The organism is Mycetocola sp. Y171, assembly GCF_056713165.1.
Window position 1 is genome coordinate 1,049,255 of sequence record NZ_JBWYGX010000001.1, and the last position, 15,402, is coordinate 1,064,656.

Consider the following 15,402-nt stretch of genomic DNA (forward strand, 5'->3'; position numbering starts at 1 on the left):
CAGCGCGAGCCAACGGGTGTGCCGCTACGACTCGCGCGTGATCTCGACCTTGACGAACAGGCGTGAGCTGAACGGGCCGGCGTAGACCCCGCGCAACGGCGCGACATCCGAATAGTCCCGTCCGCGGCCGACGAGCACGTGGCGGTCGCCGATCTCGATGAGGTTGGTGGGGTCGTATCCACGCCACGATCCGCAGTTCCATTCAACCCAGGCGTGGGATTCGCCGGTGATGGTCTCGCCGATCTCAGCGTTCGGCTTCGGCAGCAGGTAGCCGGAGACGTATCGGGCGGGGATGCCGACCGAGCGGAGGGCGCCGAGCGCGATGTGCGTGATGTCCTGGCAGACGCCCTGCTTGCGGGACCAGGCATCCGCCGCCGTGGTCTGCACCCCTGTGACACCCTGCATGTATGTGACCAGGCGCCCGACAGTCTCGACGATCTCGAGCGCCGCTTCGCACGGGCTCTCGTGGGCGTCGGCGATCTCCCTCGCGAGCGCAGAGAGATCGTCGGGCGGGTCCGAGCGGCGCGTCTGCGACAGCTGCTCCATCGTCTCGATGCTGCGGGCGGTCTGCTGCTCGAGCTGCTCCCAGGTCATCGGATGCTCCGTATGCGGCCTCGGCCGCACCTCGACGAGGCTCGTAGCGGTGAGCGACAGCTCGGTGTGTGGCGTGAGCACTTCGAAAGTGGTCACCTTGGTGCCGAAGTAGTCGACGTAGCTGTGCTGGGATGCCGGCGGGTGGATGTCGATCTGGGACGACAGCACGAACTGGCCGTCTGTCGTCGACGGGAGCATCCGTGCCTCGTTGTATGACGCGTTGACCTGGCCTTCGTAGCTGAAGCCGGTCCGGTGACGGATCCGCAGTCGTTTCACGAGTGTTCTCCGATCCAGCTCGGTTCGGCGTGCGTGGGGAAGAACCGGTGCCTGATCGCCTCCGACGTGTCGAGGGTCACCTGCTGCACGGCGTCCATGTGCGCGGGCAGGTCCTCGAGGACCTCGCCGATGGGCGTGTACTCGAGTTCGCTTCGAGCCTGGCCGAGCAGGCGCTGCGCCTGTCCGCCGACACCGACGCGATTGGTGCGCGGCTCGAGTTCGCGCACGCAGTCCTCGGCCTGGCTCAACGCGAAGAGGATCGATCGGGGGAACAGGCGATCGAGGATGAGGAACTCGGCCGCATTCTTCGAACTCGGCACGCCCCGGTAGGACCGGAGGTAGGCCTCGTAGGCCCCGCAGGAGCGGAGGATGGTGGTCCAGCTCGGACCAGACGCCTCGGTGAGCGACCGTGTGGCGAGGAGCCTGGCGGTCATGTCCGCGCGTTCGATGCTGCGTCCGAGGGTGAAGAACTGCCACGCCTCATCCCTGCTGGTGGCCGAGTCGATGATCCCGACGGCGAGAGCTGCCCGTTCGCGGACCCAGCCGAAGAATTCGTGGACCTTCTCGGTCTGCAGCCGCCGCGGCATCCGTGCGCTCGTGGTGTTGAGGCACTCCCAGAGTTCCGTCGAGACGATCTCGCGGGCACGGCGGGCGTTCTCGCGTGCGGCGGTCAGCGAGTAGGCGATGGATGCCGGCTCGGTGCGGTCGATCGCGAGGTGCTGCAGGACGTCCTGCCTGGCGAGGCTGGTGTCGACGGGCGCGACGCTCCCCATCACGCTGAGCAGGGACCGGCACGCGGAGTCCTCGTCGATCCACGGATCCTCGAGGAGGAGCTGCAGGTGGACGTCGAGGATGCGAGCGGTTCCGTCGCTGCGTTCGATGTAGCGGCCGATCCAGAACAGGCTCTCGGCGATCCGGCTCAGCATGTCGCGTCTCCCGCCTGCTGCTGCTGCTGTTGTTCGTGCTGGTCGCGTCGACCGCGCGGCTCGTCCTGCGGCGAGTGTTCCGGTTCGTGCTGCTCGTCGTAGACGATCGGGAGAGCCTGGGTGACGGTGGCCTGGTCGGCGACGAGACCCTGGATGTCGTGGGGGCCGACTGGGGATCCGCGGCGCCCGACCACCCAGGTGTCCTTCGAGCCGCCACCCTGGCTGGAGTTGACGACGAGCTGCCCTTCGGGCAATGCGACGCGGGTGAGCCCTCCCGGCAGGACCCAGATGTCGTCGCCGTCGTTGACGGCGAACGGGCGGAGGTCCGCGTGCCTCGGCCGCATCCCGTCCTCGACGAGGGTGGGGATGGTCGACAGCATGACGACGGGCTGGGCGATCCAGCCGCGCGGGTCTTTGCGGAGCCGGGCGGCGAGGTCGTTGAGTTCCTTCTTCGACGCGTCCGGGCCGACGACGAGGCCCTTGCCTCCCGAGCCGTCCACGGGCTTCACCACGAGTTCGTCGAGGCGGTCGAGCACCTCTTCGAGCGCACCGGGATCTTCGAGGCGCCAGGTGTCGACGTTCGGCAGGATCGGCTCTTCGCTGAGGTAGTACCTGATGAGGTCGGGTACGTAGGTGTAGACGAGCTTGTCGTCGGCGACACCGTTTCCGACCGCGTTGGCGATCGTGACGTTGCCGAGGCGCGCGGCGAGCATGAGCCCGGGAGACCCGAGCATCGAGTCGGCCCGGAAGGTCAGTGGGTCGAGGAACTCGTCGTCGACCCTGCGGTAGATGACGTCGACGCGCTGGGGCCCCGAGGTGGTGCGCATGAACACCTTGCCGCCCGAGCAGAAGAGATCGCGACCCTCGACAAGCTCGACGCCCATCAGCCGGGCGAGCAGCGTGTGCTCGTAATACGCGGAGTTGTAGACGCCAGGGGTCAGCACGACGACGTTGGGCTCTTCGATACCGTTCGGCGCGCTGGCCCGAAGGGCATGAAGCAGCTTGTTCGGGTAATCCCCGACCGGGCGCACGCGCATCGAGACGAAGAGTTCTGGCAGGGTCTGTGCCATCACCCGGCGGTTGGAGATGACGTAGCTCACTCCGCTCGGCACTCGCACGTTGTCCTCGAGCACCCGCATCTTGCCTGCGCCGTCACGGATGAGGTCGATCCCGGAGACCTGGATACGCACGTTGTTGGCGCTCACGATGCCTGCCGCCTGGCGGTGGAAGTGACTCGACGAACTGATCAGGCCGGCGGGGATGACGCCGTCACGGACCGCGTTCTGCCGGCCGTCGCCTCCGCGAGGAACATTTCGAGGGCGCGCACCCTCTGCTTGATGCCGCCCTCGATCTCGGTCCACTCGTCCTGCTGGATCACACGCGGAACGGCGTCGAGCGGGAACGGCCGTTCTTCACCGGCGAAGTCGAAGGTGACGCCCTGAGCGAGGTACGAGCTGGCAAGCGCATCCGTGCGGCCCCGCAGCTCAGTCTGGGTCATCTGGGCGAGGCCCGCGTAGATCTCGCGGTAGGCGTCTCGAGACTCCGCAGCATGCCCTGGAGCGGGGGGATCCTGGAACATTTCGTCGAACGGCGTCTCGCCTGTGGCGCTGACGCGTGGTGCAAGGGTGCCGCCGTAGCCGTCAAAGAGATCCGCCATGGACCGAGCCTAACGGTGTGCATGTTGCCGGGGTGTTTCGCGATCAGGCGCGGGGATCCGTGGAATCGCGGACGATGAGCTCGGGCTGGAACACGACGTGCTCGTGTTCGAAGTCCTCGGGCGCGGCGGCCTCCCTGATGAGGAGATCGACGGCCGTGTGGCCGATCAGCGCACTCGGCTGGCGGATAGACGAAAGCGGAACCACAGCAGCGGACGCGAAGTCGATGTCGTCGTATCCGATCAGGGCGACGTCGTGAGGTACGCGGACCTTCCCCAGCATGTTGAGGGCCTGCAGAACGCCCATCGCGAGCAGGTCGTTCGCGGCGAAGACGCCGTCCGGCCGGGACTCGGGGCTGCGGTCGCGGATGCCTTCTCCTGCATGGCGTCCCTGCAACACCGTGAGGGCATCCGTTTCGAGCACCTCGAGTTCGGCACCGGGCGTCTCGTCCACGGCGCGGCGTGCCCCGGCAAGCCGGTCAGCGACCTGGCGCAGGCTGTCCGGTCCGCCGACGAAGGCGATCCGGCGCCTGCCGGTGTCGAGGAGATGCCGCACGGCCAGGTATCCGCCGGCGACGTCGTCGACAGAGACCGAGGAGAACCGCTCGTCGTCGGTCTGCCGGTCGACGAGGACGGCTGGGATACCCCGGCGGAGGAGCCGTTCGAGCCTGGCGCTCTCATCACCCACCGGGGTGATGAGCACGCCGTGGACGCGCTGTTCCTCGAACAGATCGAGGTAAGACTTCTCGCGATCACTGTTCTCGTCGCTGTTGCCGAGGAGGACGGTGAGGCGCTCTTCGGCGGCCCGGTCCTCCGCACCCCTGGCGACGTCGGTGAAGAAAGGGTTGGAGACGTCGAGGACGATCATGCCGATGCTGTGGCTCCGCCCGGCGCGAAGCTGCCTGGCGGCATCGTTTCGCACGAAGCCGAGTTCGTCGATCGCCGCGTGCACACGCTCGATGGTGGCAGGCGACACCTTGTCAGGACGATTGAGGACGTTCGAGACCGTGCCGACGGACACTCCGGCGCGTCTGGCGACGTCACGCACGCTCATCGACGCCATCTCAACCTCCCCGCCCCTGTCGAGCCATAGCCTATGGCACCGGATCTGAAACGTGTCACGGTGCCCGATCTTGACGGCGGAGCGATGGGACACGTATATTCGGATCATGCTTTTGAAACGATTCATGGCAGCGAGGATGCTTCCGTGCCGTCTTGTTCTCCGCGACACCTGCGAGGTGGGCTGAGATGGAACGAGTCTGTTTCCAGTTGCAGGTGAAGCCCGACCGGATTCCTGAGTACACCGAACGCCACCGGGCGATCTGGCCGGACATGGCGGAGGCGCTCAGGGCGACGGGCTGGAACAACTATTCGCTGTTCCTCCGGCCCGACGGCCAGCTCATCGGGTACTTCGAGACGGAATCGCTCGAGGCGGCCCAGGCCGGAATGGCCGCGACCGAAGTCAACGGCCGCTGGCAACGCGAGATGGCCGGTTTCTTCGAGGGTCTCGACACAGCTCCTGACGAAGGCTTCACACGCATCCCCGAGATCTTCCACCTCGAAGACCAGCTCGACGACACAGGCATCCGTTCATCCGCAGACCCCATCACCACCGGCACCACAAGCACAGAGAAGTGACACCATGACGACATTCGACTCCATCGCCGACCAGCTCGCCCAGCAGGCCATCGAGCTCCCCTCGTGGGCATTCGGTAACTCGGGCACGCGCTTCAAGGTCTTCGGCACGCCGGGAACGCCCCGCACCATCCAGGAGAAGCTCACCGATGCGGCACAGGTCAACACGCTGACCGGCCTCGCCCCGAAGGTGGCCCTCCACATCCCGTGGGACAAGGTCGACGACTACGCGGCCCTCCGCGAGTTCGCCGGAGAGCTGGGTGTCGAGCTCGGCACCGTCAACTCGAACACGTTCCAGGACGACGAGTACAAGTTCGGCAGCCTGACGCACACCGACGCGGCTGTCCGCCGCAAGGCGATCGACCACCACTTCGACTGCATCGACGTGATGCACGCCACCGGTTCGAGCGACCTGAAGATTTGGCTCGCCGACGGCACCAACTACCCGGGCCAGGGCGACATCCGTGGACGGCAGGAGCGACTCGCAGACTCGCTGCAGCAGATCTACGCCCGCCTCGGCGACGACCAGCGCCTCGTGCTCGAGTACAAGTTCTTCGAGCCGGCGTTCTATCACACGGATGTTCCCGACTGGGGAACCTCGTACGCTCATGTGACAGCGCTCGGCGAGAAGGCGATGGTGTGCCTGGACACCGGTCACCACGCCCCAGGCACCAACATCGAGTTCATCGTCGCCCAGCTTCTTCGCCTCGGCAAGCTCGGGTCGTTCGACTTCAACTCCCGGTTCTATGCGGACGACGACCTCATCGTCGGCGCCGCGGACCCGTTCCAGTTGTTCCGCATCCTGTTCGAGGTCGTGCGTGGCGGCGGCTACGGCCCCGACAGTCCCGTCGCGTTCATGCTCGACCAGTGCCACAACGTCGAGGACAAGATCCCCGGCCAGATCCGCAGCGTGCTCAACGTGCAGGAGATGACCGCACGGGCACTTCTCGTCGACCGCCTCGCACTGACCGCAGCGCAGGACGCAGGTGACGTTCTCGGAGCGAACGCGATCCTGATGGATGCCTTCTACACGGATGTCCGATCCGACCTCGCTGCCTGGCTTGAGTCCCGCGGTCTTCCGGCCGACCCGATGGCCGCGTACGCGGCATCCGGCTATCAGCAGAAGATTGCCGCCGAGCGTGTGGGTGGACAGCAGGCCGGTTGGGGCGCGTAGGCAGCACCTGATTCATGTGTCGAACAGGGCCTCACGACAGGTTATCCATACCCTCGTCAGGAGGCCCTGTTTTGCCGTGCTGATGTCAGTGGTCTCTGATTCACTGGAGGTATGAAAGCACTGGTCAACCGCTCGATACCGGCCCGCTGCGAGGTTCGCCCGGCCGCGGGGCAATGTCAGTGGTCGGTGGTGGAATAGAACCCAAAAGCTCCAGTTGCCACCTCCGATCCGGCGCCGCCGGTGTTGTCAGGGTTGATGCTCTCGCTGTGTGTTTTCACGCCCACCCTCGGTGGTGACCTGGAACCATGACTTCCCCGGTCAGCGTCCTCGCGCCTGCACCCGATGTGCCGGCCGAAGAGTTCGCGCTTGACCGGTTGGGAGAACAGCTCGCCGAGGTGATCGAAACGCTCGATCTGGAGCGTCTCGACCGACTGACCGGCGACGGCGTGCTCAGCGTGTTGTCGAAGACCGCAGCACTGGGGCGTGGGATAGAGGCGATCCTGGTTGCTGCGGCAAACGAGGTTGCGGTGCGGTCGGATCCTGTCCGCGGCAGCGCAGGGCTCGCCGCCCGGTTGAACTTCTCCCGGCCCTCACACCTGGTCGAACTGGTCGCCGGCGTGTCAGCATCGACAGCGTTGCGGTTGCTCCGGGTCGGCTCCCGCACCTCACCACGGGCGACGGATGCCGGACTCCCACTGCCACCCCTGTTCCCGGCGGTGGGAGACGCGTTCCGGGCCGGGCTGATCGGCGTCGAGACCGCTGACGTGATCAGCAAGGAACTCACCACCGCGGCCCCACGGGCCGACGTCGAACAGCTCGCCGTCGCCGAGCAGGTCCTGATCGGGCAGGCGACCGGCAGCAGCACCGACATCGGCCTGCCGCTGCCACCGGACCTCGTCGCCGTTCAGGCGAGACAATGGCGCGACCGACTCGACCAGGACGGCATCGAGCCACGAGCCGAGAAAGCGTTCCAGAACCGCGACTTCTGGGTCTCGAACACCACGACCAACGGGCTGGTCCGGTTCGGCGGGCAGGTCACCGTCGACGTCGGCGCGAAACTCCGCACCCTGTTCAACACCGTCCTCAGCCCCCGAACCGCGCCCAGGTACCTGACCGGCGACCCCTCGAACTCCGGCGACGCTGACAAACCCACCGGCACCACCGAGCGCAGCGAACCGCGAGAGACCCGCACCCCAGGCCAGATCCGCGCCGACGTGTTCGCGGCGATGATCGACTCCCTGGCCCGCTCCACCGACGCCCCCACCGTCTCAGGCGCAGCACCCACCGTCATCGTCACAGTCACCGCCGAAGTCCTCAAGAACGAAAAAGGCACCGGCAAGATCGTCGGAGAGCCAGACCCGGTCCCCTACTCCACGATCAGGCAAATCCTCTGCGACAGCAGCATCCTCCCGGCGATCATCGACCCCGACGGAGCCCTCATCGCCCTCGGCACCGAGAACCGGCTGTTCGACCGCACCCAACGCCTCGGAATGATCGCCCGTGACGGACCCACCTGCGGCATCCCCGGCTGCACCATCCCCGCGTCCGCGTGCGAGGCCCACCACATCATCGAATACTCCGACGGTGGGCCGACCCACACCGACAACGGCGCCCTCTACTGCTGGTTCCACCACCGGATGATCGACACCGGCGTCTTCTCCGTCACCATGGTCGACGGGAGGCCGGTCGTCACCTTTCCCGACTGGCTGAAGCGGAAACCCTACTTCCACTGACCAGGGCGCTGATCGCCTCAACGCGAAGCATCCCCGACGACGAGGTGTTGTCCGGTCGATGTGCCCGCCTCGCCGGAGTCGTCTCCAGCGATTCTGCCCCGTCAGCCGACGCGGTCGAGGAAGACCAGAACGCGTTCAGTGAGCATCGCCGCGTCCGCCTCGTCGTACGACGCGAGGCTGCTGTCAGCGAACAGGTGCTCGCCGCCAGGATAGAGGAACAGTTTGGCGTCTTCCGCCTCCTCGACGAGTGCCCGCGCGGCATCGATATCTCCCGAGTCCACGAATTCCGGGTCGGCGTCCTTGCTGTGGATCTGAACCGGCACGCCTGCCGGCCACGAACCAAACTCAGCAGTCGGCAGGCAGCCGTGGAAGAAGAGGGCTCCTTGCGCGCCAGGCCGGGTCTGGGCGAGGTACTGCGCGGGCATCACTCCGAGCGAGAAGCCCGCATAGACCAGCCGGTCAGGGAGGCCCTCGACTGCCGCCCGACCACGCTCGAGAACGGTGTCGAAGCCCATCTTCTGCACGTACGCCATGCCGTCGTCCAGCTCTTCGAACGTGTGCCCGTCGTAGAGGTCGGGCAGGTGGACGACGTGCCCGGCCTGCTTCAGCGTCTCGGCGAACGCCTTCACCCCTTCGGTCAGGCCCTGGGCGTGGTGGAACAGCAGAATTTCAGTCACGGTCAACCCTTCGCTCGGCGCCCCTCCGGGCACATCTGACGATTATGGTCCGCCAGCCGCCACCCGGTACAGGGGTTGAGGCTGGGCGTCAGGTTCGCTCCGTGCCTCAGATGCCGCCGTACTTCCGTTTCGTCAGGCCGTTCAGCAGTGAGGCGAACACGAGCACGAGACCCAGCGCGAGCAGCTGCACCTGGACTCCGTCGTTCCCAGGGAACGCCAGCAGGATGCCCGCGTTGAGCCACACGATGAGTACGGTGGCCAACACGACGCCAGCCACCCGGCCGATCCCGCCGGTGATGGCAACGCCACCGAGCACGGCGATGGTGATCGCGGGGAGGGCCATGCCGTTTCCGCTCGTCCCGGCATCCGGTCTCGCCGACGCGAACTGCGCCACGGTGACGATCCCGACGAGCCCGGAGATGACGCCGGAGAGGATGTACACGACGAGACGGTTCGGCCGGACGTTGATGCCCGCCCACGCCGCCGCTGTGTCGTTCGTGCCTGCGGCGTACACCCGGCGCCCGAACGTCGTCTTGTTGAGCAGCACCCAGACGACGATGATGACCGGGATGAGGAAGGTGAAGATCCCGAGCGGCACCAGCGGCAGCGATCCGCCGATCAGGGGAAGCTCGATCGCCTTCGCGGCCGAATAGAAGGCCTGGATCTCGGTCGAGTTCACCGGCTTCTGATCACTCCAGACCAGTGCGATCGAACGGTACGCGTAGAACGTCGCGAGGGTGGCGATCAGGGGCGGGAAACCGACGTAGGCGACGAGGAAACCGTTGATCCCCCCGAGGATGCCACCGAGCACGACAGCGAAGATCATCGCGGCCACGAGATTCCAGCCCCACAACCCGTAAGACATCCCGAATGCGACTCCGGTGACCGACACCATCGACCCGACGGACAGGTCGATGCCTCCCCGGCCGGAGAGGATCACGAACAGCTGTGCCAGCCCCAGCATGGCGAGCGGGACAGCGTTGATGAGCGACGCGGCCAGGTAGTCGGAGTTGTACGACCCGCTCAGCGCACCGGTCGAGTCGAGGATCGTCATGACGACCAGGAGCACGACGATGAGCACGGCGAGCAGGACGATGCGCTGGGTCAGGAGCGCCTCGAGCGCCCGCGAGCCGAGGCTCCGCTTCTCCGCCGTCGTTCCGGGCTTCTCGACGGTCGATGTGGCGCTCATGCTTTCCTCCTCCGTGCCCGCTCGCGGAGCAGGTCGGTGCCGACGGCGATGATGATGAACAGGCCCACGAAGAGGTTCGCGAGCTGGGAGGGCCAGCCGAGCTGGGTGACACCTGACGTCACTGTCTGGACGAGGATCGCACCGAGCAGCGTTCCGATGACCGATCCCCGCCCGCCGAGAATCGACGTGCCACCGATGACGACGGCCGCGATGACCGCGAGCTCCCGTCCGGCACCGACACCCTGGTCGAGTGTCGACGTTCCTGCCGCGATGAGGAAGCATGCCCCGATTCCGACGAGCGCACCGGTGATGGCATAGGCGAGGAGTACGCGAGGCTGCACCTTCACACCCGCGAGACGTGCCGCGTTGGCATTGCCTCCGATGGCGAAGAGATGACGACCGCCAGCGGTGTGCCTGAGATACCACCAGCCAAGGATCACGACGATGACCGTGATGGCGAAGCTGTGCGGGATGCCGAGGGTGCGTCCTGCCTCGCCGCGACCGAAGACGTCGAGTGTGGCAGGGATGTTGTTGACCGTCGAGGAGCCGAACACGCGGAGGGCGAAGAACTGGAAGATGTTCGCCGTACCGAAAGTGATGATGATGGCGTGGACACGGCCGTAGGCGATGAGCGTTCCGTTGATCAGGCCGAGGATGAGCCCGAGGACCATGCTGGCTCCGACGGCGACCAGCAGGGGGACGTCGTAGTTGACGAGCATCTTCGCGGTCACCACGGCGCAGAGGGCGATGGCGCCTCCGACCGAGACGTCGATGCCCGCCGTGATGATGATGAACGTCATCCCGACGCCGATCAGGGCGAGCGGAGCCACGGAGACGAGAAGAGGCTGGATCGACGACGGGCTGAGGAACGACGGCGTGAAGATGCCCAGGAGCACCCAGAGCACCGCGATCACGGCGACGAGAACGAGTTCCTGCCCGGTCACCGGAGGCGGGAGGATCCTCCGCGCAACGGGCTTCACGGCCTCGGGCGGCTTCTGGTCGAGAACGGTCATCGGGAGTCCTCCTGGTGTTGCTCGCCCGCTGCCGCCGCGAGGATCTGGACCTGCGTGGCATCCGGTGCGAATTCGCTGACGATCTCTCCCCCACGGACGACGAGGATGCGGTCGGAGATCCTCTGCACCTCGCCGAGGTCGCTGGTGACGACGAGCACGGCCGTGCCCTCGGAGGCAAGGCCGTCGATGATCCGGTGGATCTCTTCCTTCGCCCCGACGTCGACACCCTGTGTCGGTTCGACGAGGACGAGGAGCTCGGGCCGGTTGACGAGCTGCCTGGCGAGAACGACCTTCTGGGCGTTTCCACCGGACATGGCGCTGATCGGCTGCTTCTCACTCGGCGTCTTCACCGACAGCCTGCTGATGAACTCGCGGGCGATCTCACGCTCGCGGCGTCGTTCGACCCACCCGCGGAGACGGGAGAGCATCCTGAGCTCACCGACGGTGATGTTGAAGGCGATGCTCTGGAACGAGAACGAGCCCTGCGCGCTGCGGTTGGCCGGGAGCAGGTGGATGCCGAGCTTCTTCGCCTGGGACGGCCGCTTCATCCGGACGGTCTGATTCTTCACCCGGATGCTTCCGCCTGTTGGCCGTTCCATTCCATAGACCGAGCTGGCGATCTCGCCGGCACCCGAACCAATGAGGCCGTAGAGCCCGACGATCTCACCGGCGCGGACCGTGAGGCTGATGTCATCGAAGTGCTTGTCGAGGTGAAGCTTGTCGAGCTCGAGCACGACGTCACCGAACGTCGCGGATTCGGCGGATCTCGACTCGGCGAGCACGCCACCGACCATGAGTTCAGCGATCTCGCGGACACTCAGCTCACCGATCGGCCGCGTGGTGATGGTCTCGCCGTCGCGCATCACGGTGACCACGTCTGCGATGCGGAAGAGTTCGTCGAGCCGGTGGGAGATGTAGATGACAGCGACACCCGTCGCCGTCAGCTTGCGGATCACCGAGAAGAGCACGTCGATCTCGGAGTCGGTGAGGATGGCGGACGGTTCGTCGAGGATGAGCACAGAGGCGTCACCCGCGAGGGCCTTGGCGATGGACACCTGCTGCTGTTGCGCGATCGAGAGGGCGCCGACGACCTCGGTGGAGATGGTGTCGGGGAGCCCGACGGTGTCGAGCAGGCTGTGCATCGCGTCGGCCTGGGCCGACCAGTCCACGCGAATGCCCTTCTTCAGCTCACGTCCGACGAAGACGTTCTCGGCGACGCTGAGCTCGGGGAAGAGCTGCGGCTCCTGGTAGACGGTCTGCACACCGAGAGCGATGGCATCCGTCGTCGACGCGATCGAGACCGCTTCACCGTCGAATTGCAGTGAACCGGCGTCTGCGCGCTCGGCCCCTGCCACGATCTTGATCAGCGTGGACTTGCCCGCGCCGTTCTCGCCGACGAGCGCGTGCACCGTACCCGGTGCGACACTCATGTCGGCATTCCGGATGGCGCGGACACCTCCGTAGCTCTTGACCACTCCTGAGAGCGCCACGCGTGGCACCGTCGCCACGGTTTCGCTTGCGTTCGGCATGGATTCCTCACTGCTTCTGGGACGGGAGGGAGCCGGAGGGGTACGGTCGGGCCGAACCCCTCCGGCGGTCATTCACCTCTAGTAGTCGAAGTCGTCGACGTTCTCGGTGGTGATGCGAAGCGGCGGGCCGAGGAGAAGAACCTTGGTCTCCTCGTCGTACTCGACCTCGGGCAGGGCGTCGCTGACGTCGTTCGTCGCTTCGAACTCGTTGCCTTCAGCGAGCTGGAGTCCTGCCCACGCCGTCAGGTAGCCGAGTGCCTCGACGTCCCAGAGGATGGACGCGCTCGAGGAACCGTCCTCGAGGTACGGCTTCATGGACTGCGGCGTTCCGAGTCCGACAGTGAAGACCGTTCCGGTCTTTCCGGCGTCCGAAACCGCCTGGGCGACACCGGGCGCGGACGAGGTGCACTCGCCGACGAGACCGGTGAGGTCAGGGTGCGCGTTCATGAGGTCGGTGGCCATCGACGTCGCGACGGCCTGGTCCTCTCCTGCGTACACGATGTCGACGATTTCGGCGTCCGGGTACTTCTCCGCGGTGTAGGCCTCCTGGACCTCGATCCACGCATTGAGGTTCGCGGCGGTCTCACCACACGACACGATCGCGTACTTGCCCGCCCCACCCATGGCCTCGAGCAGCGCGTCGGTCAGTCCCTGGCCGATGCCCTCGACCGATGCCTGGTTGACGAACACCTCGCGCACCGAGTTCGGCGCATCCGTGTCACTGGTCGCGACCGCGATTCCGGCATCGGCCGCTTCCTGCAGGAGTGGAGCCATCGAGTCGGGGTCGTTCGGCGCGACGATGAGCGCATCGACACCCTGCTGGATGTACGAGCGGACGATGTCGGCCTGGGCGGCGGCATCCGCCGTCGTCGGGCCCTGATAGAGCCACTCGATCCCGAGTTCCTCTGCTGCGGCCTTTCCTCCGGCGTTCATCGCCTCGAAGTACGGGATGCCCTGGAGCTTGGGAACGAACGCGACCGAGACCTTCTCGTCGCCGCCTCCTCCACCGGCATTGTCGTCTCCTCCTCCGTCACCACGGCTGGTACATGCTGTCGTGACGAGGGCTGCAGTCAGCGCAAGGGCGCCGAACGCGAGTGCTTTCCTTTTCAACATTGGGTTGCCTCTTTCTGGTGGTGACCCTGGCATCCCTGCCGGGCCGGATTGAGCGCGACGGTTCCGCCGCTGGGGGTCGTTTGCCGGGGGTCCGGCTCGCCGTGTCATGCCGTCATGCTTTCGCCGTGCTGCCCGCCGGGGTGCGACACCGGGACGGTGACGATCTCGACGTTCGAGTCGTTCCACGCTGCAACGAAGCCCGGGTCGACAGCGTCGTCCGTGTAGAGGGCGGTGATGCCGTCAGGTCCGACGAACGGGTGGAGCCCGAAACCCTGGGTCTTCGACGAGGTGAACAGGCCGATGACCGAATCGCACGCTCGCACGAGGCCCTTCTTGAATTCGCTCTCCTCAGTGGAGAGCTCGAGCAGGCCGAGCGTCCTGGACACGCTCGCGACGCCGAAGAACCCGGCCTTGATCCGCCCGCGGCCCTCGAGAACGTCGGAGAACGCTCCGACCACCGAGTGGGATGCCCGGCGAAGCACACCGCCGGGAATGACCACAGTGGCGTCCGAGCGTTCCATCAGGAGGGTCGCCGTCCGCATGCTGTTGGTGACGACCATCAGACCGGAGCGGGAGAGAAGCTCGGCTGCGAGGTAGTGGCTCGTGGTCGACGAATCGATCGCGATGACGTCGCCGTCGCTCACGAGCTTCGCGGCGGCAACAGCGATGGCGTGTTTCGCATGGGAATCCGACCGGAGACGGGTCTCGAAAGCTCCCTCATCCCGCGGAGCAGCGACGGCGCCCCCGCGCACCCGGCGAAGGAGGGACCGGCGCTCCAGGAGATCGAGGTCCTTGCGGACGGTGACGGGAGAGACGCCGAAACGGCGGGCGAGGTCGTTCACCGTCACACGGCCGGCCGCATGGAGTTCGTCGAGAATGATCTCTTCTCGTACGAAGTCGTAACGACTCATGGGGCCCTCCAGCCGGCGACAGTGACGAACTTTTGAGGATTGCTCTCGAAATTCAAGCCCAAAAGACAATTCGCGTCAATAAACGAAACCAAAAAGATACAAACGACTTGCGTTGTCCTGACGTCAGCTCGCCAGCCCCGCAGGTGCGACCGCCGCCTGGCGTTGTAGCATTTCAGGCGAAGCGAGGAGCAGCAGATGGCAACGACATCGACCGTCGACGCGGAGTCACGTCGTGAGCGCCTCCTCGAAATCCTCAGCGCAGACGGCATCATCCGCCTGGATGCCGCAGCCGAGCGCCTCGGCGTCTCGGCGATGACCGTGCGCCGCGACCTCGCCGACCTCGAAACCGAAGGGCAGCTCCGCCGGGTCCGTGGAGGGGCAGTCCCGTCGCTGAAGCCCCGGTCCTTCCTCGAACGGATGTCGACGGGAGCGGATGCGAAACTCGTCATCGCAGACAAGGCGCGCACCCTGATCCCCGCGTCCGGTGCTGCGGCGTTCGACGCGTCGTCGACCGTCGGGACCCTCCTGTCCCGCTTCGACGGGGCATCCGATCTCTCGATCGCGACGAACTCGTACGAGAACTTCCAGGTGGCGCGTCGACTCCCAGGGGTCACCGCGTTGCTCGTGGGCGGCGAAGCCGAGGAACGGACGGACAGTTTCGTCGGCCTTCTGGCCTGCCAGGCCGCCGCATCGCTGCACTACTCGCGGTTCTTCACATCGTCAGCTGCGGCAGACCCTGAGCGCGGAACGAGCGAGGTCACTCTCGCTGAGACGCAGGTGAAACTGGCCTTCGTGGATGCGTCTGACGAAACCGTGCTGCTGATCGACTCGACGAAACTCGGTCAGCGTGCGCTGGCCCGGGCGCTCGACTGGGACCGGATCTCGATCATGGTGACCGAACTCGATCCGGCCGATGAGCGACTCGAGCCCTACCGGGAGCTCACGGACCTCCTCTGAATTCTTGACTCCGGGGATCAC

General features: G+C 66.1%; 13 protein-coding genes and 1 pseudogene. 4 read left to right on the top strand and 10 right to left on the bottom strand.

What is annotated here, in order from left to right:
- Positions 1-24: 24 nt before the first annotated feature.
- The 4 genes and pseudogenes from AC1M2K_RS04960 to AC1M2K_RS04975 all read right to left on the bottom strand — a co-directional run bounded on the left by AC1M2K_RS04960 (position 25) and on the right by AC1M2K_RS04975 (position 4,513).
- Positions 25-870 carry a transglutaminase family protein gene (locus tag AC1M2K_RS04960; protein WP_480240071.1) on the bottom strand — a complete coding sequence of 282 codons (846 nt, stop codon included), beginning with the start codon at positions 868-870 and terminating at the stop codon, positions 25-27.
- A complete protein-coding gene (locus tag AC1M2K_RS04965) occupies positions 867-1,796 on the bottom strand; it encodes an alpha-E domain-containing protein (RefSeq protein WP_480238286.1) in 930 nt (309 codons plus the stop codon). Before AC1M2K_RS04965 ends, AC1M2K_RS04960 begins: the two co-directional genes overlap by 4 nt.
- Positions 1,790-3,453, bottom strand: a pseudogene (locus AC1M2K_RS04970) (circularly permuted type 2 ATP-grasp protein). Before AC1M2K_RS04970 ends, AC1M2K_RS04965 begins: the two are co-directional and overlap by 7 nt.
- 43 nt (positions 3,454-3,496) lie before the next feature.
- Positions 3,497-4,513 carry a LacI family DNA-binding transcriptional regulator gene (locus AC1M2K_RS04975; RefSeq protein WP_480240072.1) on the bottom strand — a complete coding sequence of 339 codons (1,017 nt, stop codon included), beginning with the start codon at positions 4,511-4,513 and terminating at the stop codon, positions 3,497-3,499.
- Between the two features lie 185 nt (positions 4,514-4,698).
- Between AC1M2K_RS04975 and AC1M2K_RS04980 the strand changes: the two genes are divergently transcribed.
- The 3 genes from AC1M2K_RS04980 to AC1M2K_RS04990 all read left to right on the top strand — a co-directional run bounded on the left by AC1M2K_RS04980 (position 4,699) and on the right by AC1M2K_RS04990 (position 7,992).
- Positions 4,699-5,088, top strand: a complete 390-nt coding sequence (locus AC1M2K_RS04980) for an L-rhamnose mutarotase (RefSeq protein WP_480240073.1) — start codon at positions 4,699-4,701, stop codon at positions 5,086-5,088.
- A gap of 4 nt (positions 5,089-5,092) precedes the next feature.
- Positions 5,093-6,259: an L-rhamnose isomerase gene (gene rhaI, locus AC1M2K_RS04985; RefSeq protein ID WP_480240074.1), complete on the top strand. Its 1,167-nt coding sequence runs from the start codon at positions 5,093-5,095 to the stop codon at positions 6,257-6,259.
- A 305-nt stretch (positions 6,260-6,564) separates the two neighbouring features.
- Positions 6,565-7,992, top strand: a complete 1,428-nt coding sequence (locus AC1M2K_RS04990; protein ID WP_480240075.1) for an HNH endonuclease signature motif containing protein — start codon at positions 6,565-6,567, stop codon at positions 7,990-7,992.
- 101 nt (positions 7,993-8,093) lie between these two features.
- Here the strand turns inward: AC1M2K_RS04990 and AC1M2K_RS04995 are convergent, their stop codons facing one another.
- The 6 genes from AC1M2K_RS04995 to AC1M2K_RS05020 form a co-directional block, all read right to left on the bottom strand.
- Complete coding sequence (locus AC1M2K_RS04995) at positions 8,094-8,669, bottom strand: dienelactone hydrolase family protein (protein ID WP_480240076.1); 576 nt, start codon at positions 8,667-8,669, stop codon at positions 8,094-8,096.
- 106 nt (positions 8,670-8,775) lie between these two features.
- The gene (locus tag AC1M2K_RS05000; RefSeq protein WP_480238293.1) at positions 8,776-9,858 is read right to left on the bottom strand and encodes an ABC transporter permease; all 1,083 of its coding nucleotides are present in this window, start codon (positions 9,856-9,858) and stop codon (positions 8,776-8,778) included.
- On the bottom strand, positions 9,855-10,871 hold the full coding sequence (locus tag AC1M2K_RS05005) for an ABC transporter permease (RefSeq protein ID WP_480240077.1): 1,017 nt from the start codon (positions 10,869-10,871) through the stop codon (positions 9,855-9,857). Before AC1M2K_RS05005 ends, AC1M2K_RS05000 begins: the two co-directional genes overlap by 4 nt.
- A complete protein-coding gene (locus AC1M2K_RS05010) occupies positions 10,868-12,400 on the bottom strand; it encodes a sugar ABC transporter ATP-binding protein (protein WP_480240078.1) in 1,533 nt (510 codons plus the stop codon). Before AC1M2K_RS05010 ends, AC1M2K_RS05005 begins: the two co-directional genes overlap by 4 nt.
- A gap of 78 nt (positions 12,401-12,478) precedes the next feature.
- Positions 12,479-13,513 (bottom strand): autoinducer 2 ABC transporter substrate-binding protein, encoded by a 1,035-nt coding sequence (locus tag AC1M2K_RS05015; protein WP_480240079.1) that lies wholly within the window; start codon positions 13,511-13,513, stop codon positions 12,479-12,481.
- 104 nt (positions 13,514-13,617) lie between these two features.
- Entirely contained in the window at positions 13,618-14,424 is an 807-nt protein-coding gene (locus tag AC1M2K_RS05020; RefSeq protein ID WP_480238297.1) for a DeoR/GlpR family DNA-binding transcription regulator, read from the bottom strand.
- Between the two features lie 195 nt (positions 14,425-14,619).
- On the opposite strand from AC1M2K_RS05020, the gene AC1M2K_RS05025 reads away from it, so the two are divergent.
- Complete coding sequence (locus tag AC1M2K_RS05025) at positions 14,620-15,381, top strand: DeoR/GlpR family DNA-binding transcription regulator (RefSeq protein ID WP_480240080.1); 762 nt, start codon at positions 14,620-14,622, stop codon at positions 15,379-15,381.
- Positions 15,382-15,402 lie beyond the last annotated feature (21 nt).

What these genes read in the sequence shown, in the direction of transcription:
- AC1M2K_RS05025 (WP_480240080.1), top strand. Translation starts at nt 14,620, where the DNA reads ATGGCAACGACATCGACCGTCGACGCGGAGTCACGTCGTGAGCGCCTC.
- AC1M2K_RS05015 (WP_480240079.1), bottom strand. Translation starts at nt 13,513, where the DNA reads ATGTTGAAAAGGAAAGCACTCGCGTTCGGCGCCCTTGCGCTGACTGCA.
- AC1M2K_RS04980 (WP_480240073.1), top strand. Translation starts at nt 4,699, where the DNA reads ATGGAACGAGTCTGTTTCCAGTTGCAGGTGAAGCCCGACCGGATTCCT.
- AC1M2K_RS05020 (WP_480238297.1), bottom strand. Translation starts at nt 14,424, where the DNA reads ATGAGTCGTTACGACTTCGTACGAGAAGAGATCATTCTCGACGAACTC.
- AC1M2K_RS05000 (WP_480238293.1), bottom strand. Translation starts at nt 9,858, where the DNA reads ATGAGCGCCACATCGACCGTCGAGAAGCCCGGAACGACGGCGGAGAAG.
- AC1M2K_RS05010 (WP_480240078.1), bottom strand. Translation starts at nt 12,400, where the DNA reads ATGCCGAACGCAAGCGAAACCGTGGCGACGGTGCCACGCGTGGCGCTC.
- AC1M2K_RS04990 (WP_480240075.1), top strand. Translation starts at nt 6,565, where the DNA reads ATGACTTCCCCGGTCAGCGTCCTCGCGCCTGCACCCGATGTGCCGGCC.
- rhaI (WP_480240074.1), top strand. Translation starts at nt 5,093, where the DNA reads ATGACGACATTCGACTCCATCGCCGACCAGCTCGCCCAGCAGGCCATC.
- AC1M2K_RS04965 (WP_480238286.1), bottom strand. Translation starts at nt 1,796, where the DNA reads ATGCTGAGCCGGATCGCCGAGAGCCTGTTCTGGATCGGCCGCTACATC.
- AC1M2K_RS05005 (WP_480240077.1), bottom strand. Translation starts at nt 10,871, where the DNA reads ATGACCGTTCTCGACCAGAAGCCGCCCGAGGCCGTGAAGCCCGTTGCG.
- AC1M2K_RS04975 (WP_480240072.1), bottom strand. Translation starts at nt 4,513, where the DNA reads ATGGCGTCGATGAGCGTGCGTGACGTCGCCAGACGCGCCGGAGTGTCC.